22 protein-coding genes are annotated in these 24,337 nt (G+C 67.5%); 6 read left to right on the top strand and 16 right to left on the bottom strand.

The annotated features are described in order from the left end of the window. Nucleotides 1-16: 16 nt before the first annotated feature. A complete protein-coding gene (locus CAL12_RS11690; protein WP_086064589.1) occupies nt 17-745 on the bottom strand; it encodes a glutathione peroxidase in 729 nt (242 codons plus the stop codon). A gap of 157 nt (nt 746-902) precedes the next feature. Beyond that, a complete protein-coding gene (locus tag CAL12_RS11685) occupies nt 903-1,103 on the bottom strand; it encodes a heavy-metal-associated domain-containing protein (RefSeq protein ID WP_086064588.1) in 201 nt (66 codons plus the stop codon). Nucleotides 1,104-1,276: 173 nt separating this feature from the next. Here CAL12_RS11685 and CAL12_RS11680 point away from each other — a divergent pair, with 173 nt between their 5' ends. Further along, on the top strand, nt 1,277-3,640 hold the full coding sequence (locus tag CAL12_RS11680; RefSeq protein WP_086064587.1) for a heavy metal translocating P-type ATPase: 2,364 nt from the start codon (nt 1,277-1,279) through the stop codon (nt 3,638-3,640). After that, complete coding sequence (cueR, locus tag CAL12_RS11675) at nt 3,637-4,026, top strand: Cu(I)-responsive transcriptional regulator (RefSeq protein WP_086064586.1); 390 nt, start codon at nt 3,637-3,639, stop codon at nt 4,024-4,026. The genes CAL12_RS11680 and cueR overlap by 4 nt, the downstream gene beginning before the upstream one ends. Before the next feature lie 51 nt (nt 4,027-4,077). On the opposite strand, the gene CAL12_RS11670 is transcribed toward cueR, so the two are convergent. Both CAL12_RS11670 and cadR read right to left on the bottom strand, forming a co-directional pair. Beyond that, on the bottom strand, nt 4,078-4,677 hold the full coding sequence (locus tag CAL12_RS11670; protein WP_420042769.1) for a nitroreductase family protein: 600 nt from the start codon (nt 4,675-4,677) through the stop codon (nt 4,078-4,080). Nucleotides 4,678-4,692: 15 nt separating this feature from the next. Then, entirely contained in the window at nt 4,693-5,127 is a 435-nt protein-coding gene (gene cadR, locus CAL12_RS11665) for a Cd(II)/Pb(II)-responsive transcriptional regulator (protein WP_086064585.1), read from the bottom strand. Between the two features lie 174 nt (nt 5,128-5,301). Between cadR and CAL12_RS28445 the strand changes: the two genes are divergently transcribed. Continuing rightward, nucleotides 5,302-5,463: a hypothetical protein gene (locus tag CAL12_RS28445; protein WP_232464785.1), complete on the top strand. Its 162-nt coding sequence runs from the start codon at nt 5,302-5,304 to the stop codon at nt 5,461-5,463. A gap of 14 nt (nt 5,464-5,477) precedes the next feature. Then, a complete protein-coding gene (locus CAL12_RS11660) occupies nt 5,478-7,634 on the top strand; it encodes a heavy metal translocating P-type ATPase (RefSeq protein ID WP_232464784.1) in 2,157 nt (718 codons plus the stop codon). Here the strand turns inward: CAL12_RS11660 and CAL12_RS11655 are convergent. The 10 genes from CAL12_RS11655 to CAL12_RS11610 form a co-directional block, all read right to left on the bottom strand. Further along, on the bottom strand, nt 7,631-9,070 hold the full coding sequence (locus tag CAL12_RS11655; RefSeq protein WP_157792964.1) for an MmgE/PrpD family protein: 1,440 nt from the start codon (nt 9,068-9,070) through the stop codon (nt 7,631-7,633). The genes CAL12_RS11660 and CAL12_RS11655 overlap by 4 nt on opposite strands. A 20-nt stretch (nt 9,071-9,090) precedes the next feature. Then, entirely contained in the window at nt 9,091-10,071 is a 981-nt protein-coding gene (locus CAL12_RS11650; protein ID WP_086064582.1) for a Bug family tripartite tricarboxylate transporter substrate binding protein, read from the bottom strand. Nucleotides 10,072-10,169: 98 nt separating this feature from the next. Beyond that, nucleotides 10,170-11,519, bottom strand: a complete 1,350-nt coding sequence (locus tag CAL12_RS11645; RefSeq protein ID WP_086064581.1) for an MmgE/PrpD family protein — start codon at nt 11,517-11,519, stop codon at nt 10,170-10,172. Nucleotides 11,520-11,568: 49 nt separating this feature from the next. Then, nucleotides 11,569-12,978, bottom strand: a complete 1,410-nt coding sequence (locus tag CAL12_RS11640) for an MmgE/PrpD family protein (RefSeq protein WP_086064580.1) — start codon at nt 12,976-12,978, stop codon at nt 11,569-11,571. Nucleotides 12,979-12,997: 19 nt separating this feature from the next. Further along, nucleotides 12,998-13,963, bottom strand: a complete 966-nt coding sequence (locus CAL12_RS11635; RefSeq protein WP_086064579.1) for a Bug family tripartite tricarboxylate transporter substrate binding protein — start codon at nt 13,961-13,963, stop codon at nt 12,998-13,000. A gap of 73 nt (nt 13,964-14,036) precedes the next feature. Then, nucleotides 14,037-14,861 carry an N-acyl homoserine lactonase family protein gene (locus CAL12_RS11630; RefSeq protein ID WP_086064578.1) on the bottom strand — a complete coding sequence of 275 codons (825 nt, stop codon included), beginning with the start codon at nt 14,859-14,861 and terminating at the stop codon, nt 14,037-14,039. A 13-nt stretch (nt 14,862-14,874) separates the two neighbouring features. Next, the gene (locus CAL12_RS11625) at nt 14,875-16,251 is read right to left on the bottom strand and encodes an MmgE/PrpD family protein (protein ID WP_086064577.1); all 1,377 of its coding nucleotides are present in this window, start codon (nt 16,249-16,251) and stop codon (nt 14,875-14,877) included. A 10-nt stretch (nt 16,252-16,261) separates the two neighbouring features. Then, the gene (locus CAL12_RS11620; protein WP_086064576.1) at nt 16,262-17,308 is read right to left on the bottom strand and encodes a tripartite tricarboxylate transporter substrate binding protein; all 1,047 of its coding nucleotides are present in this window, start codon (nt 17,306-17,308) and stop codon (nt 16,262-16,264) included. Then, a complete protein-coding gene (locus CAL12_RS11615; RefSeq protein ID WP_086064575.1) occupies nt 17,305-19,311 on the bottom strand; it encodes an NAD(P)/FAD-dependent oxidoreductase in 2,007 nt (668 codons plus the stop codon). Before CAL12_RS11615 ends, CAL12_RS11620 begins: the two co-directional genes overlap by 4 nt. Nucleotides 19,312-19,339: 28 nt before the next feature. Continuing rightward, a complete protein-coding gene (locus tag CAL12_RS11610) occupies nt 19,340-20,200 on the bottom strand; it encodes an N-acyl homoserine lactonase family protein (protein WP_086064574.1) in 861 nt (286 codons plus the stop codon). Nucleotides 20,201-20,409: 209 nt separating this feature from the next. Here CAL12_RS11610 and CAL12_RS11605 point away from each other — a divergent pair, with 209 nt between their 5' ends. Beyond that, nucleotides 20,410-21,351 carry a LysR family transcriptional regulator gene (locus tag CAL12_RS11605; RefSeq protein WP_198298431.1) on the top strand — a complete coding sequence of 314 codons (942 nt, stop codon included), beginning with the start codon at nt 20,410-20,412 and terminating at the stop codon, nt 21,349-21,351. Between the two features lie 43 nt (nt 21,352-21,394). After that, the gene (locus CAL12_RS11600; protein ID WP_086064572.1) at nt 21,395-22,429 is read left to right on the top strand and encodes a LacI family DNA-binding transcriptional regulator; all 1,035 of its coding nucleotides are present in this window, start codon (nt 21,395-21,397) and stop codon (nt 22,427-22,429) included. A gap of 57 nt (nt 22,430-22,486) precedes the next feature. Here the strand turns inward: CAL12_RS11600 and CAL12_RS11595 are convergent, their stop codons facing one another. Together CAL12_RS11595 and CAL12_RS11590 are read right to left on the bottom strand one after the other, a co-directional pair. Then, entirely contained in the window at nt 22,487-23,389 is a 903-nt protein-coding gene (locus CAL12_RS11595) for an ABC transporter permease (protein WP_086064571.1), read from the bottom strand. Further along, nucleotides 23,379-24,326, bottom strand: a complete 948-nt coding sequence (locus CAL12_RS11590; protein ID WP_086064570.1) for an ABC transporter permease — start codon at nt 24,324-24,326, stop codon at nt 23,379-23,381. Before CAL12_RS11590 ends, CAL12_RS11595 begins: the two co-directional genes overlap by 11 nt. Nucleotides 24,327-24,337: the final 11 nt, after the last annotated feature.

Genomic DNA, 24,337 nt, shown 5'->3' with positions numbered 1-24,337 from the left:
CACGCGTCGGCGCGGCTCAGGCGAAGTGCGCCTTCAGTTCATCCAGGCCGCCGATCAGCGAACCGTTGATGAACACCTGCGGCGCGGTGGCCTTGCCGGAAACGGCGCCGATCACGCGGCCGCGCACCTTGTTTTCCAGGGGGATGTCGATCGTGTCATAGCCCTTGCTGTCCAGCAGCGACTTGGCTTCGATGCAGAATGGGCAGCCCGGCTTGGAGAACACCACCACCTGGTCAGGCTTGCGCGCGGCCGGGGCGATGTAGTTCAGCATGGTGTCGGCATCGGAAACCTCGAACGGGTCGCCGTCCTTCTCCGGTTCGATGAACATCTTTTCGACGACGCCATCGCGCACCAGCATCGAATAGCGCCAGCTGCGCTTGCCGAAGCCCAGGTTGCGTTTGTCGACCAGCATGCCCATGCCTTCGGTGAAATCGCCGTTGCCGTCGGGCAGCAGCGTCACGTTGGCCGACTCCTGGTCCTTGGCCCATTCGTTCATGACGAAGGTATCGTTGACCGAGACGCAGACGATGCTGTCGACGCCGTTCGCGCGGAAGGCCGGCGCCAGTTCGTTGTAGCGCGGCAGGTGCGTGGACGAGCAGGTAGGCGTGAAGGCGCCCGGCAGGGAGAAAACCACCACCGTCTTATTCTTGAAAATGTCGTCCGTGGTGACCTGCTTCCAGGCGTTGTCTTCGCGGACGGGGAAAGTCACGTTCGGGACGCGTTGTCCTTCGCGGGCTTGCAGCATGGGTATATCTCCTGTTCGGTTCAAAGGCGAAACGCCATGGACGAATAATAAATATCAGCTATCAATACATCAAATTTAATTATTCTTATTAATCGATAGTCTTCCTCAATGAGGCCCCTGTCGATGCCCCCACGCTGCCCTGCCAACCACGATACGCTTAAGCGGGTATGGCGGTGTACCCGGCTTCGCGGATGGCGCCTTCGACCCGCGCCTGGTCTTCCGTACCGGTGACGGTAACCCGATGGTTGGACAGATCCACCTGAACCGATGTTCCCGGCACGGCCTGGGCGACGGCGCGGGTAATGCTCTGGACGCAGTGCTGGCACGACATGTCCGGGACCTGATATTGCATGGTCATGATGACTCCTTGTAGCGCTGGGCGAACGGCATGCCGCCCGATGCCTGGAACAGTACACCTTCCCATCATGGCAAGGTCAATATTTGATCTGGCGCACTTGACCTCGAGCCGCTTGACCTTACCATGATGGGAAGGATCAGACTGTGGTCATTGCCCATACCGCAGCAGCGACTATGAAAACCGAACCGCAAACCTCCCCTGTCGAGCTCGCCATAGAAGGAATGAGCTGCGCCTCCTGCGTCAAGCGCGTCGAAAACGCCCTGGCCGCCGTCCCCGGCGTGCGCGGCGCCAGCGTGAACCTGGCGACCGAACGCGCCCGCGTGACGTGGGACCAGGCGGGCGTGGCGACGGCGGACGCCCTGGTGGCCGCCGTCGCCAAGGCCGGTTATGGCGCCCATCCCATCGTGCCGGAAAACGACGAAACGGCGCGCCACGCAGCCGCGCGCGAACAGGAAGCGCGCCGCCTGGGCCGCCGCTTCGCCATCGCGCTGGCCTTGAGCCTGCCGGTTTTCCTGCTGGAGATGGGCGGCCACCTGGTGCCTGCCCTGCACCACGCCCTGGACGCGCATGTGGGACCCGAGCGCTTGTGGCTGCTGCAATGGCTGCTGACCAGCCTGGTACTGGCGGGTCCCGGCAGGGACTTCTTCCTGAAAGGCGGCGCGGCCCTGGCGCGTGGCGGCCCGGACATGAACTCCCTGGTGGCCGTGGGCGCGGGCAGCGCGTGGCTGTATTCGACGGTCGCGACGTTCATGCCGGACTGGCTGCCGCCGGAAGCCCGCCACGTCTATTTCGAAGCGGCCGCCGTCATCGTCACGCTGATCCTGCTGGGCCGCCTGCTGGAAGCGCGCGCCAAGGGCCGCACGGGCGCCGCGATCGCGCGGCTGGCCTCGCTGCAACCGCGGCGCGCCCGTGTGCTGCGTGGCGAAGACACCGTGGACCTGCCCATCGAAGAGGTCCGGTCGGGCGATGTGGTGCGCATCCGGCCCGGCGAAAAAATTCCGGTCGACGGCGTGGTGCGCGACGGTGCGTCCTTCGTGGACGAATCCATGATCACGGGCGAGCCCGTACCGGTGGAGAAAGCCGCCGGCGACACCGTGACGGGCGGCACGCTCAATACGCAAGGCACATTGACCGTGCAGGTCACGCACACCGGCGCGGACACGGCCTTGGCGCGCATCGCCCGCATGGTGCAGGACGCACAGGGCGCGAAGCTGCCCATACAGAGCCTGGTGGACCGTATCACCTATCGCTTCGTGCCGGCCATCATGGCAATCGCGGCCGTGACGTTCTTTGCGTGGCTGGCGTGGGGGGCGTCGCCCGCCCTGCCCCAGGCGCTGGTGCACGCGGTGGCCGTGCTGATCGTGGCCTGCCCCTGCGCGATGGGGCTGGCCACGCCGATGTCCATCATGGTGGGCACCGGCCGGGCCGCCGACATGGGCGTGCTGTTCCGCCAGGGCGATGCGCTGCAAAGCCTGCGAGACGTCGGAACGGTGGCCTTCGACAAGACCGGCACGTTGACGCAGGGCAAGCCCGCCATGACCGACATGGCGCTGGCCGCCGGTTTTCAGCGCGAAGATGTCCTGGCGTGGACGGCGTCGGTGCAGGCCGCTTCTGAACATCCGATCGCCTCGGCCATCGTGGCGGCGGCGCGCGCGGACGGCGTGCAGGCCACGGCCGTCAGCGGCTTCCAGGCGATTTCGGGCGCCGGCGTACGGGGCGAGGCGCAAGGCCGGCAACTGCTGGTCGGCGCGGAGCGCCTGATGAGCGAGCATGGCGTGGACGTGGCCGGGCTGCGGGATCGGGCGGAGAACTGGGCCCGTGCCGGCAAGACGGCCATCTACGTGGCCATCGACGGCGTTGCCGCCGCGGTCATGGCGGTGGAAGATCCCGTTCGCCCGACCTCGGCCGCCGCCATCGCAGCCCTGCGCGCGGCGGGCATCCGTACGGTGATGATCACCGGCGACAACCGCCACACCGCGCAGGCGGTCGCGCGGATCCTGGGCATCGACGACGTGCGCGCGGAAGTACTGCCCGAAGGCAAGGTGCGGGCGGTCCGCGAACTGCGGGAAGGCGATGCGACGGGCGCCGCGGAACGTCCTCTGCTGGCGTTCGTCGGCGACGGCATCAACGATGCGCCGGCGCTGGCCGCGGCGGACGTGGGCATCGCCATCGGAACGGGTACCGATGTCGCGATCGACGCAGCGTCGGTCGTGCTGATGGCCGGCGACCCGGCCGGCGTGCCGCGCGCCATCGCCATCAGCCGGGCGACCCTGGCCAATATCCGCCAGAACCTGTTCTGGGCCTTCGTGTACAACGTGGCATTGATACCGCTGGCGGCGGGCGCCCTGGCGCTGCTGCATGGTCCGTCGCTGTCGCCCGTCTTCGCGGCCGCGGCGATGGCCCTGTCCAGTCTCTTCGTGGTCGGCAACGCATTGCGGCTGCGGACGTTCCGGGCGCCGGTATCGGCGACGCCGGCCGCCGCCGATCGATCCGGCCACGGGACATCCACACTTATCGCAGGGGGCGGTGCGTCATGAATATCGGCCAGGCAGCGGCGGCGTCCGGCATTACGGCCAAGATGATCCGCTACTACGAAAGCATAGGCTTGACGCGGTCGCCGGAACGCACCGACGCGGGCTACCGCATCTACAGCCACAACGACGTGCACACGCTGCGCTTCCTGCGCCGGGCGCGCGACCTGGGTTTTTCGGTGGAGCAGATGCGCGACCTGCTCGCTTTGTGGCGCGACCGCAGCCGCGCCAGCGCCGACGTCAAGCGGATCGCCATGAGGCACGTGGCCGAATTGGAGAGCAAGGCGCAGGCGCTGCAGCAGATGGCCGACACCTTGCATCATCTGGCCGACCATTGCCATGGCGACGATCGGCCGGAATGTCCCATCATGGAAGAGCTGGCGAAGGATTAGGCGCTTCCAGCCAGGCCCCCGGCTGGGCACCCCCGGCTAGGCGCCCCCCGGCTAGGCGGCGGTCGGGCCCGTCCATTCCGACACGAACTCATGGAAGTCCGGCCGGTTGGCGGGCGGCACGGCGCAGGCCGGCGTGCCGATGGCCAGGAACCCCAGGAACCGGTAGTCCAGCGCGTCGAAACCCAGGGCCTCCTGCACCGGCTCCAGGTAGGTGCCCAGCCCGGTGCTCCAGAACGCGCCGTAGCCCAGCATGTGCGCGGCGTTCAGGATGTTCATGACCGATGCGCCGGTGGCCAGCAGTTGCTCCTGCTCGGGCACCTTCCGGTTGTCGTGATTGATTTTCTGCGCCAGCGCGATCAGCACCGGCACGCCCGCCAGCCATTCGCGGACGGATTTTTCCTTCTCCGGGGTCATGCGCTTGTCGCCGCTGCGCTTGACCTCGTCCAGGGCCAGGTCCGCCAGGCGGCCGATGGCCTCGCCTCGGATGATCTTGAACCGCCAGGGCCGCAGGGCGCCGTGGTCGGGCGCCGCCATGGCGGCCTGCAGCATCTGCTCCAGTTCTTCCGGCCGAGGGGCCGGCGCGCGCAGGAATTTCATCGAACGACGCGTATGCAGCGCGTGTATGGGTGCCGAATTCAGTGTCGAAGTCATGGTGTCGGTAAGAGGTCAGCCTAGGTGGGTATGGCGTTCGGGGCGCTCCTCGACCTGCATTTCCGCCAGGCCGTGGAGGATCCCACAGTCCTCCGCGTGGGGTCGGGCCGACATGCAGCGCTGGCGCAGCGCAGACAATTGCGTTTTCAGGTGCATGAGCTCGGCGATGCGTTCGTCGACGTGCCGGATGTGGTCCTGGAAGATCTCGTTAATGGGGCCGCAGTCGGCGGCCTGCCTGTCCGCGAGCGTCAGGATGGCGCGGATTTCGTCCTGCGTCATATCCAATGCCCGGCAATTGCGGATGAGCCGCAGGCGTTCGGCGTGCACGGGGCCATAACTGCGATAGTTGTTGGCGCCGCGATCCGGCGCGGGCAGCAGGCCTTCCTTTTCGTAGTAGCGGACGGTCTCGACCGTCGTACCGGCGGCTTTGGCCAATTCTCCGATTTTCATGGAGATGCTCCTGGGTTGGGCTTGACCCTATAGTAACCCCAGGGTGTGCAATACGCCCCATGGACAAGAAAATCATCGCCATCCAGCCGTCGGCGCATCGGCACGGGGACGGCTGCTGCCACGATCATGCACACGCTCATTCGGAAGGGCATGCTCATGATCATGGACACGATCATGAGCAGGATCGTCCGCAGACGCACGACCATACGCACGGACATGCGCACGGACATGCGCATGCGCATCATCATGGGCACGATCACGGACACGGGCACGCCCACGGCGCGGACTGCTGCCACGGCGCCCCGGCGCAGCCGGCCGGCGCCGAATCGACCCTGAACGTCCCGGCCGGCATGACGCTGACCCGTATGCGCATCGGCCAGATGGACTGCCCGACCGAAGAAGCGCTGCTGCGCAAGAAACTCGGCACGCTGCCCGGCGTGGGCGACCTGCATTTCGACCTCATGCGCCGCGTACTGTCCGTGGTCCACGCGGAAGGCGGCCAGGACCAGGTATTGGCCGGCGTGCGCGCCGTCGGCATGACGCCGGAAGTCCTGGCCGGCCGGGCGCCCGTGTCGACGCCGCCCGCCGAAAAACCGCGTTGGAAGCTGCTGGCGATGGCCGGCGTCCTGGCCGCGCTGGCCGAGATCGCGCACTTCGCCGGCATGCCCCCGGCGGCCTCCGCGGTCCTGGCCCTGGCTTCCGTGCTGGCCTGCGGCCTGAACACCTACCGCAAGGGCTGGATCGCGGTGCGCAACGGCAACCTGAACATCAATGCGCTGATGAGTATCGCCGTCACCGGCGCCGCGGTAATCGGGCAATGGCCCGAAGCCGCCATGGTGATGTTCCTGTTCAATGTCGCGGAACAGATCGAAGCGCGTTCGCTGGATCGCGCGCGCAACGCTGTGCGCGGCCTGCTCGACCTGGCGCCGCCCAATGCCACGCGGCAGCAGCCCGATGGCACATGGAGCGAAGTTCCCGCGGCCGAGCTCGCCGCGGACGACATCGTGCGCGTGCGTCCCGGCGAACGGATCGCCGCGGATGGCGTGGTCTTGAACGGCCGATCGTCGGTCGACCAATCGGCCATCACGGGTGAAAGCATGCCGGCCGACAAGACGGCGGGCGACCAGGTCTACGCCGCCACCGTCAACGCCGAAGGCTCTTTCGAATACCGCGTGACCGCGGCGGCGCAGGACACCACGCTGGCGCGCATCATCCACGCGGTGGAACAGGCGGCGGCATCGCGCGCGCCGATGCAGCGGTTCATCGACCGATTCTCCCGCATCTACACGCCCACGGTCGTCATCGTCGCCATCCTCGCGGCCTGCGTGCCGCCGCTGTTGTGGGCGCAGCCCTGGGCCGAAGCCGTGTATCGCGCCCTGGCCTTGCTGATCATCGCCTGCCCCTGCGCCCTGGTCATCTCCACGCCGGTCAGCATCGTCAGCGGGCTGACGGCGGCGTCGCGGCGCGGCATCCTGATAAAGGGCGGCGTCTATCTGGAGAACGGCCGCAAGCTGCGTTGGGTGGCCTTCGACAAGACGGGCACGCTGACGCACGGCAAGCCCGTGCTGACCGAACTGCGCGGCATCGATGGGCAGGACGTGGACGCGGGCCTGGCCGCGAGCCTGGCCGCGCGCTCGGACCATCCTGTCTCGCGGGCCATCGCGGCGGGTTATGGCGGCGGCCCGCTGCGGCAGGTGGAGGACTTCACCGCCCTGCCCGGCCGCGGCGTGCGCGGCAGCATCGACGGCAAGCTGTATCACCTGGGCAATCGCCGGCTGATGCGGGAACAGGGATGGGACACGCCGGCGGTGACGGCGGCGCTGGATGCCCTGGAAGCCCAAGGCAAGACCGCCGTCGTGCTGTGCGACGCCGGCGGCGCCATCGCGGTGGCGGCCGTTGCCGATACGGTGCGGGGCGAAAGCCGCGCGGCGATCGACCAGCTGCATGCGCAGGGCGTGCGTACCTTGATGCTGAGCGGTGACAACGCGGCCGCCGTGCGCGCCATCGCCGGCGAATTGGGCATCAGCGATGCGCGCGGCGATCAGCTGCCCGAGGACAAGCTGGCCGCGCTGGAAAGCCATATGCGCGACGGACTGGTCGGCATGGCGGGCGACGGCATCAACGACGCGCCCGCCCTGGCGCGGGCGGATATCGGCTTCGCCATGGGCGCGGCGGGTACCGGCACGGCCATCGAAACCGCGGACGTGGCCTTGATGGATGACGATCCGCGCAAGATCGCCGAGTTCGTCGCCTTGTCGCGCGCCACGCATCGCGTGCTGGTGCAGAACATCGTGCTGGCCCTGGGTATCAAGGCGGTGTTCCTGGTCCTGGCGCTCTCAGGCCTGGCCACGCTGTGGATGGCGGTTTTCGCCGACGTCGGCACCAGCCTGCTGGTGGTGGCCAACGGCCTGCGGTTGTTGAAACCGCGGATCGATGGACAAGCCGCGACGGGCCGTCGGCACGCGGGCGGCATGCAGCCCGCGGCCATGGCCACCCACGGCCGCTAGCCGGCTGCCGGCGGATCCTGCATCGCGGGCGTGGCCTGCTCCAACGCCCGGCCCAGCGCCGCAGCGCCCGGCCCATCGAACAGGCCGTTCGCCAGGCGCAATATGCGCCCCGCCGTCTCCTCGCCTACCGACGCGGTGCCCAGCGACATGTACTTGCGTTCGATCTCCGCCCGCGGCATGGGATTCTCCGGCATGCCCAGGGAATAGTCCACGCGCTGCGCAAGCGTGCGCCCGTCGCGCAGATGCAGGGTGACACGGCCGCCGTAGATGTCGGGATAGGCGCGATCGATCTCCGGATCGATCTCGATATCGACGCGGCGGGACAGGGCGACGACGCGCGGCTCGACGATGCGCGCGGGCGTGAACTGCTCCAGATAGGCCTGGCCATCCATCAGCGCCACGGCGATGTTGTAGCGCAGGCTCATCTGCGCGTTCAACACCGAATCGGCGCGATACTCGAAACCGGTCTGCGTGTTCACCACCGACGGGATGCCTGCCACGATGCGGTCGATATCCTCCAGGTCGATGCGATGTTCGCGCATCAATGCCAGGGCCGCGTCCACGCAGGCGTGGTTGCTGCCGCAGCAGGAATGCGGCTTGAAGCAGGTGACGTCGGTATGCCAGGTCGTGCCCAGGCCCTGCGTGATCATGCCGGGACGCGGGCTGTCGGACATGCCGAACAGGAAGCTGCCGTCCTCGGCCTCCAGGATGTAGCGCGGCCCGGCGAAACCGCGCGCGGCCAGGAGCGCGGCGGTGACGCCGGCTTCCGCCGAGCGTCCGGGATGCATCCGCTTGCTCATGCCGCCATCGGCGGTGAAAGCCCACAGGCCGGCCGATTGCGTGCCCGCCAGGCCCAGCGCGCTGGCCGTGGTGGAGGCGTCCAGGCCCAGGATGACGCTGGCAGCGGCGGCGGCGGCGAAGGTGCCCGTGGTGCCGGTCAGGTGCCAGCCGCGCATGCGGGTACGCCCGGGGTTGGCGGCCTGGCTGACGCGGTTCATGGTTTCGTAGCCTGCCGCCATGGCGGCCATCAGCGTCGCGCCGTCCACGCCTTCGCGCTCGCCCAATGCCAGCACCACGGGCAGCACGACGGCGCCGGGATGGATCTTGGCGCGGCTGTGGTCATCGAAGTCGAAGCTGTGTATGGCGGTGCCCGCCGCCAGGACGCTGTTGCCCACGCTCACGCGCGCCTGCCCGCCCCACAACGCGGCTTCCGCCGGCCCCTGCCGGTCGAGCGCGTACTCGCGCATGATGCGGCCCCAGGGCGTGGCAAGGCCGTACAAGGCGCAGCCCAGGCCATCGACCAGCGCCTTTTCCAGGACTTCGCGCGTCGCCGCCGGCACGTCGGCGGGCTTCAGGCCGGCGATGAATTCCGCCAGCGCCATCGTGATGCCGCGATGTTCGCTCGCCAGTGCTTTCCATGATTTCAGATCGTCCACGGTTGCCTCCCTGGAAGGATTCAGTCGGCCCTGGCGCCCGACGCCCGCGCCACGTCGCCCCACCGCACCAGTTCCGTCTGCATGAACTTCGCGAATGCTTCGGGCGACGATTGCGCGTAGGGTTCGATGCCCAGCTTTTCCAGGCTGGCCTTGACGTCGGGCGACTGGACCGTCTGCACGAGCGCCTTGTAGAGCTTGTCGACGATGGGCTTGGGCGTCTTGGCAGGCGCCATGACGGCGAACCAGTTGAAGGCCAGCACGCTGGGCAGCCCGCCTTCCGCCGAGGTCGGGACGTCCTTCATGACGTCGGCGCGATGGGTATTGGTGACGGCGATGGCGCGCAGCTTGCCTTCGTTCACCATGGTGTACAGGGCCGGCAGGTCGACGATGATGCCGTCGACGTGGCCGCCCACGGCATCGGTAATGGCCGGCCCGGCGCCCTTGTACGGCACGTGCACGATACGGCCCTTGGAAGCGATCTTCAGCAGCTCGATGGCCAGGTGCGGCAGTCCGCCATTGCCCGAGGACGAGAACGTCACGTCGCGCGTCTTGGACAGCGCGACCAGCTCCTGCAGGGTTTTCGCGGGCACCTTGGGATTGACGGCGATCAGCTCGGGCGTCTGCGCGACCGTGGTGATGCCGACCAGATCCTTCAGCGGATCGAAGGGCATATTGCTGTAGGTATGCGGGCTGATGGCCAATGGGCTGGCGCTGCCCAGCGTGATGGTATAGCCGTCCGGCGCCGCGCGCGCGACGTAATCGGTGCCTATGATGGCATTGGCGCCCGGGCGGTTTTCGACCACCACGCTGGCGCCGATGAACTCGCCGAGCTTGGGCGCCAGGATGCGGGCGACGATATCGTTGGAGCCGCCGGGCGGGAAGCCGACGACAAGGTGGATGGGCCGCGACGGGTATTTATCCTGCGCAAGCGCGGGCATGGCGGCCAGGGCCAGGGCCGCCGTGGCGAACAGGCCGGCCAGAGGTTTCAGGGATTGCAGCATATCGGTCTCCTTTGGTGTGCGGCGAGGGCGGGCCGGGTCGCATAGGGCGGTCCGGCGCCGCGCCGCGCGGCTCGTTCTTGTTTTCCCGCGCCCGGGCGTCAGCGCGCCGGCGCCAGCAGGCGCATCAAGGCGCCCACGTCGGCGCAAGCCTCGATGTTCGCCACCTGTTCGGCCACCTGCGCCGCGCGCTCGGCGCCCAGCACGGGGGTGGCCAGGCTGTCGAACTTGGCGCGCAATTCGTCGTCGGACATCGGGTTCTGGATCGATCCCTTCGGATAATCCACCTGCGAACGGTAGCTCGCGCCGTCATCCATTTCCATCGTCATCAGGCATGACACGCCGCGCGGCAAGCTCTCGTCCACGGTGATCTCCACCATCTCCGACAGCTTCTTCAGCATGGGCTCCTTCAGGCGCGCATTGTTGTACTGCGGGAACAGGGCCTGGCCATCGGTCAGCGCCACGGCCACCGAATAAGGCAGGCTGACCTGGGCCTCGTGGTAAGTCGTCGGGTGGGCATTCTGGTGGTACAGGGCCCAGTCCGGATGGCGGGCCATGCGGATGCGCTTGATGCGCTGCAAATCGGGCTGGTGCTTGCGCCGGATCTCCAGCGCGCAATCGATGGCGTTGTGGATGGGCCGCGCGCAGGAATACGGCTTGAATTCGATGTCGAGCTGATAGGGCCGATCCAGGTCCTTGACCAGCTGCGCGGGATCGTTGCTGTCGGTGAAGGCCTTCAGGAAGCCACGTTCGCCTTCGAAGATCGTGGCCGCGCCGGTGAAGCCCAGCTGCGCCATCAGCGACGACGTCACGCCGCTGCGCGACGCCGGCCCGGGATTGAAGCGCTTCTGCATGGACGGGCCGTACATTTCCATCAGGCCGCCGGACTGCGCGCCGGCCAGGCCCAGGGCCGATACCATCTGCTCGGCCGACAATCCGAGCAGGCAGGCCGACGCCACCGTGGCGCCGAAAATGCCGCAGGTGGGCGTGGTGTGATAGCCACGGTTGCGCAGCGAGTTGTTGGCGGCCTTGCTTACCCGCTCCATCATTTCGCAACCGGCGGCCAGGGCCGCCAGCAGCGATTTCCCATCGGTCTTCTCGCGCTCGGCCGTGGCCAGCGCGGCGGAGTACACCGGCGGGCTGAAGTGAAAGAGCGCGAGCACGTCGATATCGTCGAGCTCCACGCTGTGCGATGAAATGGCGTTGGCCAGGGCCGCCTGCATGGCGGGTACGCGCGTGCCTTCGCCGATCAGCGTGGCTTCTTCATGGCCGCCGCTGGACTGCGCGAAACGGCGGGCGACTTCGCCGCTGCCGGTCTGGCTACCCGCGACGGCCACGCCGAGGTAATCCAGCAGCAGCCGCTTGACGGCCTTGCGGTTGGCGTCGGGGAGCTCTTTCCTGGCGAAGGCGGTGAAATGATCGGCGAGTTGTTCGGAAAGCGTCTGGGGCATGATGGTCCTGGATGTCTGTCGTTGAACGATAGGTATGGGAATCTTCGCGTTACGCGGCCGACCTGCCGGGCTTGGCCAACATGGCGATCAAGGGGCTCAGGTCTTCCATGGCGTGCAGCGTGTCGCACATGCGTACGACCGCGTCGACGTCGGCCGGGGAAAGGCAGGACTCGACCACGTTGCGGAACTTGAATTCGACGTCTTGCGGCTGCAACGGGTTTTCCGGGCTACCGCGGCGATTGAGGACCTGCTGGTCCAGCGTGCGGCCATCCCGGGTACGCACGCTGACGTTGGCGGCGTGGCGGAATGCCGGTCCCATGGCGTTGATCGATTCGTCCGAGCGCGCATGGATGCGCTTGATGAAATCCAGCAGCCGCGGGTCCGCCAGCCTGTCCTCGCGATACTGGTTGACGAAGGCCATGCCGTCATGGGCGATGACGGCCAGGCCGTAGTACAGGTTCATCTGCGCCGCCGTCACGCCCTGCGCCTTGTAGTCCCAGGCGCAGTGCACGAAGGTCATTTCGCTGACGCCGACATCCAGCGCTCCGATATCGTCGGGGGACAGCCGATGCTCCCGCATGATCTGCGCCAGGCCATCCAGGGCGGAATGGATGCTCGTGACGCTGGCGTGCGGCTTGTAGCCCACCTTGGCGGTCTCCCAAACGCTGCCCAGGCCGTCGGTCAGGCGCGCGGCGTTGGGCGCATCCGAGTAGGCCACCAGGTAGCCGCCGTAGCTGGCTTCCAGCACGTCGGTAATCCCGGTGAAGTCGCGCGCCGCCAGTTGCGCCGAGTACACGCCGCTCTGCGCCGCCCGCCCGGCGTGGAAGCGCTTGACCATCGCGCCTTCCTGCGCCGCCATCAGGCCGCCGGCTTGCGAGCCGACGATGCCCAGGGCGTGCTGCATGCGCGATGCGTCCAGTTCCAGGCTCTTGCCCGCGCAGGCCGCGCCCACGAAGACACCGGACGATCCCTGGGGATGGAACCCGCGGAAGAACAGGCCCATGGTCGCCGCATTGCCGACGCGGATGCCGATCTCATAGCCGGTGGCCATGGCGGTGATCAGGTCGCGGCCGGTCCAGTCGCCGTCGCGTTCCGCGTAGGCGATGGCGATCGGCAGCGCGATGGAGCCAGGGTGCAGGATCGATTCCTTGTGGATATCGTCCAGCTCGAAGGCATGCCCCGCCGTGGCGTTGACCAGCACGGCGTTGGCCACCGAACTGCGTTGTCCCGTGCCCATCACCGACGCCACCGGCGCGGCGCCCTCTTCCTGCACCATGTCGGCGACTTTACGCGTCCACGGCAAGGTGGCGCCGTACAGGCAGCAGGCGATGCTGTCCAGGGCGCTGGTCTTGATGCGCTGGATCACGTCGGCCGGCAGATCCTCGTAGCGGATCGACGCGGCGAACGCCGCCAGATCCCGTGTCGCGTTCGCCAGCAAGGGCGGTTTTGAACTGCTCATGGATGCATACTCCTGCTTGTTAATCGATGCGCGTGCCCGACGCGGCGATGGCCTTGGACCAGCTCGCTGCCTGCTGGTCCAGGAAAGCCTTGGTCTGGGCGGGGCCTTCGTTGATGATGCTGACGCCGGCGTTGCGCAGCTTCTGCTGCAGGTCCGGAGACTTCAAGGCCTCGTCGAACTTCCGGGCCAGGGTGTCGACGACGGCGTCCGGCAGCTTGGCCGGGCCCAGCAGCATGTACCAGGTCGTCACGGAATAGCCCTTGACGCCCTCTTCCGCGAAAGTCGGAATGTCGGGCGCGATGGGTGACCGCCTGGCGCCGGTCTGTCCCAGCGCGCGCAGGCGGTTATCGCGGATATACGGCATGCTTTCCGATATCGGCAGCATGGTCACGTCGACGCGCTTGCCCAGCATATCGGCCATTGCGGCGCCGCCGCCTTTGTACGGCACATGCAGGTATTGCAGGCCGGCCATGGACTTCAAAACCTCCATGGCCAGGTGCGACGAACTGCCGTTGCCGGAGCTGGCGAAGCGCACCGCGTCGGGCTTCTCCTTGCCCGCCGCGACCAGATCGTTGATGTCGTGGATGGGCAGGTCGGGCCGCGTCATCAGGACCAGCGGGGCTTCGCCCACCAGCGCGATCGGCTTGAAATCGCTCAGCTTGTATTCCACCTTGCGGTACAGGCTGGGGTTGATGGCGATGCCGGGCGTACTGAACAGCAGCGTATAACCGTCCGGCGCGGCGGAGGCGGTCGCATCGAAGGCCAGGTTACCCCCCGCGCCGGGGCGGTTCTCGACGACGAAACTGAAGCCGGACATCTCGCCGACCTTCTGCGTGACCAGGCGGGCGACGATGTCGGCGCTGCCGCCGGCGGGAAAAGCCACCAGCGTGCGTATCGGCCGCGACGGATAGGTATCCGCGTGGGCGCCGGGCGCCATGGCAACGGCCAGCACGGCGACGGCCGCCAGGGTCTTTATCGGTGTCATTATTGTCTCCTCGTTGTGTCCTCGTTGCTTACCGCGCAGCGTATGGTCCGACGCGGGCGCTGTGCCCGCCTCGCTATTCGGATGGCGCCACGTCCAGCCTCACGGCGATGCCGTCCAGTTCAGGCGACACCGCGGGATAGCGGCGCATCACCAGCGGATCGTGGCCGGGCACGATGTGCGCGCGCGAGTCGGCCAGACGCTCCAGCGTCTCGTAGCCTTCGACTGCCTGGCCGACGTGGAACACCGTGGTGAACACCCGGCGCTTCTCGAAATGTTCGTAGTAGTGGCTGGTGTCGGAGGCCAGCACCACCCAGCCGCGCCGCGTATGCACGCGTACGCATTGCAGGCCGTGGGTATGGCCGCCGATGTGGTGCACGCTCAGTCCGGGCGCCAGCTCGGCATCGCCGGCGTGGAAGGCCACGCGGTCCTTGTAGACCATGCGCACCATGCCGGTGACCTCATCGACCTCATAGCCGTGATTGAACTGGCGGTGGCGCATGTGGCGGCCGGTGGCATAGGCCATTTCCGCGTCCTGCAGATGAAAGCGTGCCGACGTGAACGTATCGAAGGTGCCGACGTGGTCGTAGTGCAGGTGCGTGATGATGACGTCGCGCACCTGCGCGGCATCCACGCCCAGCATCGCCAGGCCTTCGGCCGGCGTGCGCAGCAGCTGGCGCCCGCGCCTGGCCGCGACTTCGGGGCCGAAGCCGGTATCGACGACGAACTCGCGGCCGTCGCCGCGCACCAGCCACACGTAATAGTCCATGGGCATGGGGCCGTCGTGCGGATCGCCGCCGACGAAGTTGTTCTGCCGCCGCGCATCGCGGGTGGCGTAGCGGATGGCGTAGACCTCGTAGTCGGGCAGATATGCGGGGCTTGCGGAGTGCGTCGTGGTCATGGCTGTGCGGCGTTCATGTGGAAGAATCGGAATGGTCGCCATCCCACCCGAGCGGAGCAGCCAGCATGGCGGCCAGCGTGGCGGGCGTCGTGCCGGCGTCGATGGACAGCACGGCATCCCGGATGCGGGCGCTGCCGGAACCGAAGATGGGTGCGGCCATCGTGTCGAACTTGCGCGCGATGTCGTCGCCGGACATCGGGTTTTCGGGTTCGCCCCTGGCGTGATCCAGGGCATGGTGCAATTCGCGGCCGTCCGCCAGGGTGACGGTGACCAGCGCCGGACGGCGCTCCGGATAGCCGACGTCCAGCGCCGGGTCGGCGGCGACCGTCGTCAGGGCCATCAAGCGCCGTACACGCTCATCGGCGAGCATGGTGCCGGTGTAGCGGACAGGCGTCGCGTCGCCCGTCACCAGCATCACGGCGATGGAGAACGCGATGGAAAACTGCGCCTGGTCGGCGTCACGCGGGGGTTCGATCGCGGCTGCCCGCGTCACGGTGTCGACCTTGACGTCGATGCGCGCGACCCGGGACGGATCCACGCCGCGCATGGCGGCGGCGGCCGCGTCGATGGGCGCATGATTGCCCCGGCAGCCGCCGTGGGCCTTCAGGTAGGTTTCGTCGATACTCCAGCGGTCGCCCAAACCCTGCGCGGCCGCCGCCGTCTCGCCGCCAAAGGCCGGCAGGAAGCCGGTCTCGAAGATATCGGCCGCGCCAGTCGCGCCCTGCGCTGCATACAGCGCCGCCAGCAGGCCGCCTTCGCTGCTGCGGCCGACCTGCAAAGGCTGGCTGTCGGCGCTCTTCAGCGCCGCCTTGAGCCCTGCCCCATGGCTGCAAGCGATGGCGACGGCGTGCGCCGATTGCTGCGCGGACAGATCGAGCAAGGTCGCCACCGCCGCGGCCGTGGCGGGCGCGGCCAGGATAGCGGTACTCTGGAAGCCCCGCCGGACCGTGGCCGGATAGATCGCGCGTCCCAGCCTCAGGAACACCTCGTAGCCATTGGCGATGGCCGCCACTACCATGCGGCCGCTGGCGCCACGCGCGGCGGCCAGGGTCAGCGCGGCGGGGATCACGGCGGACGAGGGGTGCCCGCCGGTATAGCGCGAGCCGTCCTCGAAGTAAGTCGAATGCGACACCGCACTGTTGATGATCACCGCGTCGCGCAGCGAACGCCCCAGCGGCGTGCCCCAGATCGCGCATGCACCGGGATCCGGCAACAGGCGCAACGGCCCGTCATGATTGCCGGCCAGCACGCCCGCGCAGGACGCGGCCAGCAGATCCAGCATGCGCAGCTTGACCGCATCCGCCACGTGCGCGGGCAGTGCGTCGTAGTCCGTGCGCGCGATGAAGCCGCCAAGCCGGCTCGCCAAGGTTTCGGTACTGTCCAGGCCCATGGTGCGCTCCTCAGTCCATCTTCAGGCCGATGGACTGGATGACGCCGCGCCATTTTTCAACTTCCGAACGGACCTTGGCGTTGGCGTCGGCGGAGCTGTCGCCGATGACCTCGGCGCCCTGCTCGGCGAAGAACGCCTGGATATCCGGCGATTTCAAGGCCGCGACGACATCGGCATTGAGCTTGGCGACGACCGCCGGCGGCGTTCCCACCGGCGCGAACAGGCCATACCAGGTATCGGCCTCGTAGCCCTTCAGCCCGCTTTCCGACAGCGTCGGAATGTCGCGCAGCATGGCCGGACGCGTCGCGCTGGTCGACGCCAGGCCGACGAGCTTGCCGGATTTGATGTAAGGCAGCACCACGGGCGCGTTGGCGATCATCATCTGCACCTGGCCACCCAGCAGGTCCGTCATGGCCGGCGCGCTGCCCTTGTACGGCACGTGGGTGATCGACACGTCCGCCATGCTCTTGAAGATTTCCGCCGCCAGATGCGGCGGCGTGCCATTGCCCGGCGATGCGTAGTTCAGCGTGCCTGGCCTGGCCTTGGCCATGGCAATCAACGCCTGCACGGAGCGCGCGGGTACGCCTGGATTGAGCACCAGCACATTGGGCGTATTCGCCACCATCGTGATGGCGGTGAAATCGCGCGTGGCGTCATAGGACAGGTTGCGATACAGGCTCTGGTTGATGGCGTGCGTGCCCACCGTGCCCAGCACGATGGTGTAGCCATCGGCCGGCGCGCGCGCCGCGGCTTCGGTGCCGATATTGCCGCCCGCGCCGGCGCGGTTTTCGATGATCACCGGCTGCTTCCACTTTTCGCCCAGCTTCTGCGCCAGCGGCCGCGCCAGGATGTCGGTGCCGCCCCCCGGGGGAAACGGCACGATCAGCTTGACGGGGCGATCAGGGAAATTCGCGGCGCCATCCCCCTTGCCGGCCGCGCTCCCAGGCGCGCCATCGGGCGATGCACCCACGGCGCCAGCCGGCACCCCGAGCAAGGCGGCGGCCACCACCGCCAGCGCGGCGGGCAAGGCCGTCGCGATACGCGTCAGCTTCTTCATCTTTGTCTTCCCCCTGTGGTTGTGATTCGTGCTTTGCGCTCGTCCACGCTCAAGGCCACCATCCAGGCATCGCGCAGCGCCGCCAGGAAATCGCCCGGCGCATTGCAATCGCCGATACGCGCGTAGGGAATGCCGCTGGCTTCGACCGCCGGCAGCACGTCCAGATTCGGGCGCGGTCCCGTGGCGAACACCAGCATGTCGCCCACGGATATGGTGCGCGGCGCTTCGTCGGCCACCTGGATATCCAGGGATACGCCGTGCGCCTTGAGGATGCGGCAACGCGTCAGCAGCGCGACACCGTCCGCGGCCAGCCGCTCCACCAGTTCGAACTTGTTGTTGCGCGCCATTCCATTGGCGATGGCGGACTGGATCTCCAGTACGGTGACCCGCGCGCCCCGCACCCGCAGCGCATCCGCGGTTTCCGCGCCCACCATGCCGCCGCCCACGATCGTGATGCGCGCGCCGGCGGGCAAGGCATCCAGGTCCGCCAGCACGTCCCAGGCGTGCCTGACCTGCACGGAAGGCGCCAGCCCACCGACGTCCATGGGCGGCGCGGCCGGACGCGACCCCGTGGCGACGACGATGTAGTCGGGCGCATAGTCGCGGATGGCCTGTTCATCGGTGGAAACGCCCAGCCTTACCGGGATCTCCATGCGCTGCACGGTTTGCCACCGATAGCTCCAGACCGGCTCGACCTCGTGCTTGTCCGGCGACGCGGTGGCCAGCGGCATCTGGCCGCCGGGATACTCGCGGTTCTCCCAGATTTCCACCTCGTGGCCACGCCCCTTCAACACCCGCGCCGCCTCGATGCCCGCGACGCCCGCGCCCAGCACCAGCACGCGGGCACGCGGCCCCGCCGGGGGCGCGAACAATTGCGGCTCGGCGTATTCCAGGCGCTCGAACTCCGTTCCCATCATGGGGTTCTGCACGCAGGCGACGTCTTTTTCCAGCGTCAGCCTTTCGAAGCAGACGTTGCAGGCGATACAGGCACGGATGGGCGCGTCGATCTGGCCGAAGGCCTTGGCGGCCCAGTGCGGGTCCGCATACAGCGCGCGGCCGATGGAAACGAAGTCGGCCGCGCCGCTGGCCAGCACCTGTTCCGCGTCCTCCGCTTGCACCATGCGGCCCGCCACGAATACCGGTATCCCCACAGCCTGCCTGATGGGCCGCGCCGTGTCCGCCAGGCAGCCTCGCGGAAAGGACGGCGGCTGGATACAGAACTTGGACAATTGGGGGCTTTCGTTGCTGCCGCCGGACAGGTCGATGGCGTCCGCGCCGGCGCCCTGCACAGCCCGCGCCAGCGCGATGATCTCGTCCTGTCCGTAACCGCCTTCGGCGAACTCGCTGGCGCTCAGGCGTATGACCAGCCGCAGTTCGGGCAGCGCGACGCGCACGCGGTCTATCGTTTCCAGCAGGAAGCGCATGCGGTTGTCGATGGATCCGCCGTAGGCGTCGTCGCGATGGTTGATGCGCGGGCTGAAGAACTGCTGGAAGAGATAGCCGTTCGCCGCATGGATCTCCACACCGTCATAGCCGGCCAGCCACAGCCGCCGGGCGGCCGCCACGAACAATTTCTGGATCTCCGCGATCTCGGCCACGGACAGCGGGCGCACGGTGTCGCCCGTGTTGGGATTGGCCCACGACGACGGTCCGACCGGTTCCATGTTCAGCACGGAACGGCGCAGCAGCGCGCCGCGATGGTTCAACTGGCCGAATACCGCGCAGTCATGGCGCTTGATCGCTTCGACGATGCTGGCCAGGCCGGGGATGAAGCGGTCGTGATAGCAGCACAGGGAGTTGTTGTGCGGGCGCGCCTGCTCCGTCACGACCATGGCCTCGGTCATGATCATGCCCACCCCGCCGCGCGCCCGCTCCTCGTAGTACTGCTTGTCGCGCTCCGTCGACAGGCCGTCCGTGGTGCTGTAATTGGTGCCCATGGGCGCCATCACCACGCGATTCTTCAGGCGCAGCCCCCCTATCAGCCCAGGCTGTTGCAGCAGCATCGGCGAGTCTCCTTTTCTTTTTCGTTACTCAGCGTTCGGGTGTCGCGTCCAGCCTCACGGCGATGCCATCCAGTCCGGGGCCGGCGCTGGGATAGCGCTGCATGACCAGCGGATCGTGGCCGGGCACCACGTGTTCGGGCGAGGCCGCCAGCGCCTTCAGGCGGCGATACCCCTGCAGCACGTCGCCCACGTCGAACACCAGCGGAAACACGCGATCCTGTTCGAAGTGCTCGTAGTAATGGCTGGCGTCCGACGCCAGCACCACCCAGCCGCGCGACGTATGCACCCGCACCGCCTGCAGGCCGTCGGTATGGCCGCCGATCCGGTGCACGCTGATACCTGGCGCGATGGCGTCGTCGCCGTCGTGAAAGACCACGCGATCGCCATAGACCAGGCGCACCATCCCGCACACATGATCGGGTTCATAGGCGCGGTTCAACATGCCGCAGCACATATGCCTGCCCGTGGCGAAAGCCATCTCGCCGTCCTGCAGATGGAATCGGGCGTTGGGATAGTCGCCCAGCGTGCCGGCATGGTCGTTGTGCAGATGGGTGATGACGATGTCGCCGACGTCCGCTACCTGGATGCCCAACAGCTCCAAGGCCGCGGCGGGGTGGCGCAGCAAGGTGCGATGCCGCTTGTCGGCCATGTCCTGGGCGAAGCCGGTATCCACCAGCACGACGCGGCTCCCATCGCGTATGACCCAGACGTAGTAGTCCATGGGCATCGGGGCGTCGTGCGGATCGCCCCCCAGGAAATTCGCGGTTCGTCGGGCCGGGCGCGTCGCGTACCTGACGGCGTAGACCTGGTAAGTGGGCAGGTCGTCCCGAAGCGCGGAAAGCGCCTGCGGGGGCGCGGCGACGTGGCTGGCGGCGTGCGGCTGCTGCATCGGGATCGTCTCCTTGGCGGCGCATCGCCGCGGCCGACGGTTGGTGGTGGCCGCGGCTGCAATGAATGCGCTCTTGTGATGTCGAGCAGTCTAATTTCCGCATTCAGATCGATCAATTAGGTAGAATTACAAACACTCCTGAATCAGATTCAGCAATTGCATATCGCACAGTTAACCCGGTTGCCCTGTTCCGCTATTGCCGTCACACCATGGAAAACCTCAACGCCTTGCGCGTCTTCGCCAAGGTCGCGGAAACGCGCAGCTTCACCGACGCCGCCAAGCACCTGGGCCTGACCTCCTCGGCGGTCAGCAAGGCCATCACGCGCCTGGAACAGGAGCTGGGACTGCGGTTGCTGCATCGAACCACGCGGTCGGTGGGACTGACCAACGACGGCGCCAGCTTCTTCGAGCGTTGCCAGCAGATCCTGGCGGACGTCCAGGACGCCGAGAACGCGCTGAATCGTTCCCGCGCCGCGCCGCACGGACGCCTGCGCGTGCATATGCCCGTGGGCTTCGGCCGGCGCGTGATCGTGCCGCACCTGAGCGGTTTCATCGAACGCTTTCCCGACCTGGTCGTGGATGCGGAGCTCAGCGACCGCATGGTGGACCTGGCCTACGAGGGCATCGACGTGGCCGTGCACATCGGTGAACTGGCCGACGCGCGGCTCATCGCGCGTCGCCTGTGCAATCTGCGCTTCGTCGCCTGCGCGGCGCCCGAGTACCTGGCGCGCCACGGCGAGCCCGCGACGATCGAGGAGCTGGACCACCACCACTGCCTGGCCTATGTCCTGATGCACACCGGACGCTACCGCGAATGGCAGTTCGTCAAGGACGGCCTTACCTTCGGCAAGACGGTGTCCGGCCGACTGAACATCAACAACGCCGAATCGCTGCTGGAAGCGGCCACCGCCGGCCTGGGCGTGGCGATGATCAGCAATTTCATCGCGGCCGACGCCTTGCGCGACGGCCGCCTGCGGACCATCCTGACCGACTACGTCGCCCTGGGCCCGCAGGTGTCGGCGGTGTACCTGCCCAGCAAGAACCTGTCTCCCAAGGTGCGCGCTTTCGTCGACTTCCTGACGGACCTGATCGAAAGCAATCCCCACTGGGACGAAGCCGCCGGCGACCTGCCCTACCGGCAGGCCACATAGCTCGCTATACTGCCCGACGGCCCGCCAACCCCGGAACGCCCACTTGTCCACGCAGCGACCCATCCCCGCCCTGCCGAAGTCGCGCAGCCCACGCACCCGGAAAAACGGCTACACGCAGAAGGACGTCGCTCGCGAAGCCGGCGTATCGCAGAGCGCGGTATCCCGCGTATTCGCCGGCCGCGGCTATGTCGCCGCCGATGTCCGCCAACAGATCGAAAAGGCCGCGCGCAAGCTGGGCTACCTGCCGGACATGGCGGCGCGCTCGCTGGTCAAGGGCCGCTCGAACATCGTTGCCGTGGTCACCAGCAACATCACCCATCCCTTCGTGCCGCAGATGCTCGAAAAGATGACGCTGGCCATACAGCGGCGCGGGCAGGAAGTGCTGTTGCTCAATTCTCCGCCGGGCCAGGACATCGATCGGCAATTGCCGCTGGCCTTGCGCTACCGGGTCAAGGGCATCCTGATCGCCAACGTCAGCATCGGCGGCCGCGCCGCGCGCCAGGTACGGCAGAGCGGCACACCCATCGTCATGGTGAACCGCTACGTCGAAGAAAAAGCCGTGCATGGCGTGTCCTGCGACAACGTGCACGGCAGCCGCCTGGTCGCGCGGGATTTCATCGCGGCCGGCAAGCAGCGCATCGCCTATATCGGCGGGCTGCCCGGATCGCCGACCAACGTGGTCCGCCGGGACGCTTTCCTGCAGGCGCTGCGCGAGCAAGGGGTCACCCCGGATGTCGTGCTGGAAGGCGCGTTTACCCACGCATGGGGCTACGAAGCGGCCGGCCTGCTGAACCGGCGGCGTCCTCCGGTGGACGCGGTGTTCTGCGGCGACGACATGGTGGCCATCGGCATGCTCGACGGCTACCGGGGCTTGCCGGGCGGCCTGGCCGCGGCGCCGTCCATCGTGGGATTCGACGACATTCCCAATGCCAGCTGGCCGCCCTATATGCTCACCACGTACAGCAATCCGCTGGATCGCATGATAGAAGCGGCGCTGGATCTGCTGGACGGTCCGACCGACCAGCCGCCCGTGCGCGAGGTGCTGCAGGGCGAGCTCGTGCGGCGGTCGTCGTTCTGACAGCCCCTGGTCCGCTCTATTGTCCCGCGGCTATTGTTCCGCGGCCTTCAACCGAACCTAGCGGCCGTCGACCCGGATGCGCGGGTCGAGTACATCCCGCAAGCCGTCGCCGATAAGATTCAGTCCCAGCACGGTCATGGCCAGGACGAACCCCGGAAACAGGCAGATCCACGGCGCGTCGGGAATGAAGTCGCGCCCATCGGCGATGATGTTGCCCCAGGTCGGCGTCGGCGGCGGCGGCCCCACGCCGATGAAGCTGAGCACCGCTTCCGCGAGTATCGAGATCGCGAAGATGAACGTCATCTGCACGATCAGGGGCGCCAGGCTGTTCGCCGCGATATGGCGAACCAGGATACGCAGGTGTCCCGCTCCCGCCACCTTGGCGGCCTGCACGAACTCCATCTGCGACAGGACCAGCGCCGCCGCGCGCATGATGCGCGCCGTGCGCGGCGTGTAGGTGATCACCAGGGCGATCACGACATTCATTTCCGACGGTCCCAGCACCGACGACAGCGCGATGGCCAGCAGTATCCCCGGGAAGGCCATCAGCGCATCCATCACGCGCATGATCGGATTTTCCAGGCGGCGGAAGTAGCCCGCGCACAAGCCGATGACCGTCCCGAGCAGGCCTGTGAACAGCGTCACCAGGAAACCTATCCGCAGCGACACCCGGCTGCCGTACAGCATCCGGCTGAAGACATCGCGGCCGAAGCTGTCCGTGCCCATCCAGTGCACGGCATTCGGCGCGCCGAGCCGATAGCGGTAATCGTTGGCCACCGGCGAATACGGCGCCAGCCATCCCGCCAGCAGGGACATCAGCACGATCACCGTCAACAGGACCAGGCCCGTCATGAACAGGCGGTGTCCGCGCAGGCGCGCCAGCATGCGGGACCGCGCGATGCGCTGGCGCCAGCCCGACGCGGCCCCGGCCGCCCCGCCCGCCGCGAGATCAACGTCCATATCGCACCCGAGGATCGAAAACGGCGTACAGCAGGTCGACCACCAGGTTCACGATCACCATCGCACAGGCGATCATCAACAGGCCGCCCTGGATCACCGGCAGATCGCGCCGCTGGATGGCGCCTATCACCAGGCGACCGACGCCCGGAATGGAGAAAACGGATTCGACGATCACCGCGCCGCCTATCAGGATGCCCACGTTGACCCCGATCACCGTCAGGGTCGGCACCGCGATGTTCACCAGCGCGTGCCGGCCCACCACGGTGCGCGGCGGTACGCCCTTGGCACGGGCGGTACGAATATAGTCCTGGCTCAATACTTCCAGCATGCTCGATCGCGTCATGCGCGCGAGCAGGCCCAGCTGCGTGGCGGCCAGCGCCGCCGCGGGCAGGAACAGGCTGTGCAGCCAGCCCAGCGGGCTTTGCATGAAGGGCACGTAGCCGCCCGTCGGAAACCAGCCCAGCTGCACGGAAAACAGATAGATGCCGACCAGTCCCAGCCAGAAGTCCGGCAGCGACAGGCCCAGCATCGACAGGGTCATGGCCAGTTGGTCCACCCAGGTGTTGCGGCGCACCGCCGCCAGCACGCCCGCGCTCATGCCCACCGCGATCGTCATCACCAGCGCCAGGAAAGTCAGCGACGCGGTGACCGGCAACCGTTCGAGGATGGCCTCGGTCACGCCACGATTCAGCAGCAAGGAGCGCCCCAGGTCGCCATGCAGGACATTGACGTACCAACGCCAGGCCTGCACATAGGCCGGCTGGTCCAGGCCGAGTTCACCGCGCAGGCGCGCCAGTTCCTGCGCGCTGGCGCCCGGACCCGCCAGCTCGGCCGCCGCGTCGCCGGGCACCAGCCAGATCAGGCTGAGCGTCAACAGCGACACCAGCAGCAATACCGGAACGGCGCTCAACAAACGGCGCAGCAGATACATCAACATGCGAACTCCTC

Source organism: Bordetella genomosp. 8, from assembly GCF_002119685.1.
Lineage (GTDB): Bacteria > Pseudomonadota > Gammaproteobacteria > Burkholderiales > Burkholderiaceae_B > Bordetella_C.
The sequence above is the reverse complement of the archived record's forward strand: the minus strand, read 5'-3'. Positions and strand labels throughout refer to the sequence as shown.

Excerpts from the sequence above, each read along its gene's own strand:
- CAL12_RS11680 (WP_086064587.1), top strand. The coding sequence starts at position 1,277 with ATGAAAACCGAACCGCAAACCTCCCCTGTCGAGCTCGCCATAGAAGGA.
- CAL12_RS11615 (WP_086064575.1), bottom strand. The coding sequence starts at position 19,311 with ATGCTGCTGCAACAGCCTGGGCTGATAGGGGGGCTGCGCCTGAAGAAT.
- CAL12_RS11640 (WP_086064580.1), bottom strand. The coding sequence starts at position 12,978 with ATGAGCAGTTCAAAACCGCCCTTGCTGGCGAACGCGACACGGGATCTG.
- cadR (WP_086064585.1), bottom strand. The coding sequence starts at position 5,127 with ATGAAAATCGGAGAATTGGCCAAAGCCGCCGGTACGACGGTCGAGACC.
- CAL12_RS11610 (WP_086064574.1), bottom strand. The coding sequence starts at position 20,200 with ATGCAGCAGCCGCACGCCGCCAGCCACGTCGCCGCGCCCCCGCAGGCG.
- CAL12_RS11670 (WP_420042769.1), bottom strand. The coding sequence starts at position 4,677 with ATGACTTCGACACTGAATTCGGCACCCATACACGCGCTGCATACGCGT.
- CAL12_RS11660 (WP_232464784.1), top strand. The coding sequence starts at position 5,478 with ATGACGCTGACCCGTATGCGCATCGGCCAGATGGACTGCCCGACCGAA.
- CAL12_RS11605 (WP_198298431.1), top strand. The coding sequence starts at position 20,410 with ATGGAAAACCTCAACGCCTTGCGCGTCTTCGCCAAGGTCGCGGAAACG.
- CAL12_RS28445 (WP_232464785.1), top strand. The coding sequence starts at position 5,302 with ATGAGCAGGATCGTCCGCAGACGCACGACCATACGCACGGACATGCGC.
- CAL12_RS11635 (WP_086064579.1), bottom strand. The coding sequence starts at position 13,963 with ATGACACCGATAAAGACCCTGGCGGCCGTCGCCGTGCTGGCCGTTGCC.
- CAL12_RS11685 (WP_086064588.1), bottom strand. The coding sequence starts at position 1,103 with ATGACCATGCAATATCAGGTCCCGGACATGTCGTGCCAGCACTGCGTC.
- cueR (WP_086064586.1), top strand. The coding sequence starts at position 3,637 with ATGAATATCGGCCAGGCAGCGGCGGCGTCCGGCATTACGGCCAAGATG.
- CAL12_RS11620 (WP_086064576.1), bottom strand. The coding sequence starts at position 17,308 with ATGAAGAAGCTGACGCGTATCGCGACGGCCTTGCCCGCCGCGCTGGCG.
- CAL12_RS11595 (WP_086064571.1), bottom strand. The coding sequence starts at position 23,389 with ATGGACGTTGATCTCGCGGCGGGCGGGGCGGCCGGGGCCGCGTCGGGC.
- CAL12_RS11590 (WP_086064570.1), bottom strand. The coding sequence starts at position 24,326 with ATGTTGATGTATCTGCTGCGCCGTTTGTTGAGCGCCGTTCCGGTATTG.
- CAL12_RS11650 (WP_086064582.1), bottom strand. The coding sequence starts at position 10,071 with ATGCTGCAATCCCTGAAACCTCTGGCCGGCCTGTTCGCCACGGCGGCC.
- CAL12_RS11690 (WP_086064589.1), bottom strand. The coding sequence starts at position 745 with ATGCTGCAAGCCCGCGAAGGACAACGCGTCCCGAACGTGACTTTCCCC.
- CAL12_RS11630 (WP_086064578.1), bottom strand. The coding sequence starts at position 14,861 with ATGACCACGACGCACTCCGCAAGCCCCGCATATCTGCCCGACTACGAG.
- CAL12_RS11625 (WP_086064577.1), bottom strand. The coding sequence starts at position 16,251 with ATGGGCCTGGACAGTACCGAAACCTTGGCGAGCCGGCTTGGCGGCTTC.
- CAL12_RS11645 (WP_086064581.1), bottom strand. The coding sequence starts at position 11,519 with ATGCCCCAGACGCTTTCCGAACAACTCGCCGATCATTTCACCGCCTTC.